General features: G+C 38.3%; 3 protein-coding genes. All 3 read right to left on the bottom strand.

Annotated features, from left to right (window positions below):
• On the bottom strand, positions 1–389 hold a 389-nt coding region (locus GVN22_RS26885; protein WP_166554094.1), incomplete at its 3' end, for a hypothetical protein.
• Positions 390–851: 462 nt separating this feature from the next.
• On the bottom strand, positions 852–1,508 hold the full coding sequence (locus GVN22_RS26880; protein ID WP_166554093.1) for a hypothetical protein: 657 nt from the start codon (positions 1,506–1,508) through the stop codon (positions 852–854).
• A 4-nt stretch (positions 1,509–1,512) separates the two neighbouring features.
• Positions 1,513–3,495 (bottom strand): hypothetical protein (locus GVN22_RS26875; RefSeq protein ID WP_166554092.1); only part of this gene is annotated, 1,983 nt, incomplete at its 5' end.

The following is a 3,495-nucleotide window of genomic DNA, read 5'->3' as shown; positions in this document are numbered from 1 at the left end:
GCCATTACTCGAAGCATAAACTGCCCACCATCGCGCTTATTTCGGGCATCTTTTGCGAAGGGTTCTCCACGATAAAAGCCTATAAAATTGGGTGTATCCTTATGCTTTTGGTATTCTCCAAGCGTGTTATCTATAATGTCCGTCAGTTTACCAAAAATATCTGGGTCGCTACCTGCCCCAAAATTTTGAGGGCAAGTATTACAATTTACGGTATTATAGGTACTCAAAAACTGCTGGAAACTACCAATAGTACCATAATTAAATGCTGATAATTTGGTATTATCTGCCCGAATATCTTTAATTTTCACCAACAGTTGATAATCTCTGGCAAAGGCTGTACCTATATTTGCTGCATCAGTCATGGCTTTCCAAGCATCTATGATTCCCACATTTAACTCTGATACATGGGAGCAAAGATAGGCACTACCACCGCAGGTGCTTGGGGCTATATCCCCAAAAAACGCCTGCACCTCCCCACTCGTGAAGGTTAATAGTTTTGTTACGATAGGGCGTAAACCTGCTACTGTTGGAAAGGCACTGCATAACTTTGATACGCCTGCAGTGCCGTTGGTACCACCTCGGGCTTCGAGCGTGTTAAGGTCTTGGCATAAGGTGTATTCGGTGGTAAGGTGGTGTTTTAACTACTTTCGATATGAAACAGTTTCTTAACACTACTATCCAGGTTATATTAAAATACCCTTGACCTTTAACAAGCCAAGGGTACAAACGCTTCTGTAACAGTACCGTATAATCATCTCAACCGCCAGCCTTGTTTTTGGCGTTTGGTATAGTCTGTGCCTGCACTCAGTTTGCTTTCGCAGATAATTACATCGTCTATTTGTTCATGTGCATTAAATTTCATTGTTTGCTAAATACTCAATGACCTTCTCACAATAACCCAATTCTTCTTTATAATATTCTTCCCCATTTCTAATTTTGTTCTCGTAAAACTCGATTGATTCTTTAATTCTTTGCTCGTACCTTAAATCATTAGACATCTTGGAAAGAATTAATATTTTTGAATAATTATTAGAATCTTGAAAATATTTACCCTTTTCTTTTGAGGTTTCCAAACTATCCCAAAGTTCTAAAACATTCTTTGGGTCACTGTATTTTTCAAAGGCGGGTAAAAAGCATTCAATAAATACTTGCTTGAAACTTTCTGAAATATTAGTTACATCATTCCTATTTTTAGCAAGTGTTGCTAAAATGCCAAATTTTTCACCCGAAAAAACAGAAATAGTTCTACTTCCAATACTGTAAACAGGCAAGCCAGTAACTTTAAATAAAGTTTCTTCAACTTTTTTATATCGAATATTGGCATGACTTAACCCTATATCATCTGTTAAAGACACACCAAAAAAAGTATCAAAAATTATTTCTTCGTCATCTTTCTTTATATCCACATTAACACTTGGAGTAATTTTAAAACCATACTGTTTTAAAAAAGACTTTAAATCTTCTACAAGCCATTTTTTGATTTGGGTTTTACCAATATAATTTATCATGTTCTTAGTTTTTTGCTTGATATGTTGAATAATTGCTGATAGGAATAGTGGAAATTGAAAATCCACCATCTTTGCTTCCAGCATCAGAAATTCGTTTATATTTTGAATTATTGATATTTAAAAATGTACCTGCATTTATTTGAGGTGCAGTTTTTCCAAGCGATGGGGGATAAGTTTGTTGAATGGTTGCTGAATTAGCATCTACTTTCACCTCCAACGCTTTTCCTTCATGTATCAACCGCCAACCTTGTTTTTGTCGCTTAGTGTAGTCTGTTCCTGCACTTAGTTTGCTCTCACAAATAATTACATCTAAAATTCTTGTTCCATCATCATTAAACTTCACCAACAAAATATCGGCAATCATATATTGGTCTTTGGTTTTATCTACCCATAGTTGTACTTCATTAAATACTTTGTATTGGCTTTGGTCTATGTCTGCAATGCCTAAATTTAAGCTATTCTTCAGCAATGCCACTACTGCCCGTTTGCCATAAAAGCGTCCGTCTTCGCCATTTTGCTTTAATTCTACTAATTTATCGCTTCTGTCCACCCATGTTTTAGCCAAACCTACCAATGAGGTTTCTATTTGGTATTCTTCGCCAACTTCTTCAAACTCCTCGGCAGTGAGTTTATGGCTTACCATTTTCTTTACTACCGTAAAATTATTAGCATCATTCACATAATCCAAAAACTGAACTGTTGAGCCTGTTTCGAGTGGTTTTGTTAAATCTGCACAGAATTTTTTTAATGATGAGTTAGTTACACTTGCATCAGAGAACTTTACAATATACTCCTTCACATTATCATTCAATTTTCCAAAGTTTTCTAAGGTACTCATATCATTACGGGCGTAAGCAGCATTATCGCTGTGTTTGCTATATAGATACTGCCATGCCGATAATTTTGCCACTGTTATACTACCTACATTACTCCCTAAATTGCTAGTGCTAATAATATCTCCAAAGAACTTTTGTACCTCTCCACTCGTGAAGCTCAGTAGTTTAGTCACGATTGGTCGTAAGCTCGCTACCGTTGGAAATGCACTGCATAACTTTGATACGCCTGCAGTGCCGTTGGTGCCACCTCGAGCTTGGAGTGTGTTGAGGTCTTGGCATAGGGTGTATTCGGTATTGTCTTCCCCGCTTGCTGGCTTTAGTACCGTTTTGCCACAGTAAACACATTTGCTGTCGTCGCCTATTTTATAGGTTTTACCATCTTTTATCAAGACAATTGGTTGGGTCGATGTCGTGCTTGAGGTCTTTAGCCTTACCAAAATGTTTTGAACTGAGTTGATGGTGCTTTGCAATACCTCATACGTTCCTGAACTACTGCTTAATGCCTTGCCTGTTTGGTCGAGTATTTGGCTTGTATTTACCTCGGCTACTACGCTGGCTTGACTCACGATGCTGCTTATCTCTGATGAGTTTCCATTAATTAGACCACTTGCCACATTGGGTACTCGCATTACTGTTTCGATTATGCCACTATTATCTATGATACGAGCTTCCACTTGAGGTGTTCCCGTTAGGGTCATTATACCCAATGTACCCGTTAGGGTGGTCGAACGCACCCACTTTAAGGCTTTATCCTTGATTCCTAACCATGAGTTCACCCATGATTGTACACGGCTTACACTGCTCAAGATGCCCGAACTTGGCGTACTGCCTGAGACTAATATTGCTTTGGAGAAGTCCGCAAAAAAAGTTGAATTTTCCAATCTCGTCAATACATCGTCTGAAACGCTTTGTAGAGCATCTGCCAGTTGGGTTCGCTCTGCACGAGTTAAGGTCATCAAATTCGCAAACAGATTCGGTCGAAGCCAAGCCAATTTTGTCCCAAATAACGCTGAGGATGACAAAGAAAATTTTGAAAATGATAAGCCACTGTTCAATAAACCAGCGATAACAGCAGTTGTGGCTGCTCGTAGGGTAGCTTGGTTGTAGTTTACTTTGCTTAAATCTTTGGTTTGTTTGTACTGGTCATAAAT

This window comes from Cellulophaga sp. BC115SP, assembly GCF_009905545.1.
Taxonomy (GTDB): Bacteria; Bacteroidota; Bacteroidia; order Cytophagales; family Spirosomataceae; genus Flectobacillus; species Flectobacillus rivi.
Note: the sequence above shows the minus strand (reverse complement) of the source record. Positions and strands in the feature narration are given on the sequence as shown.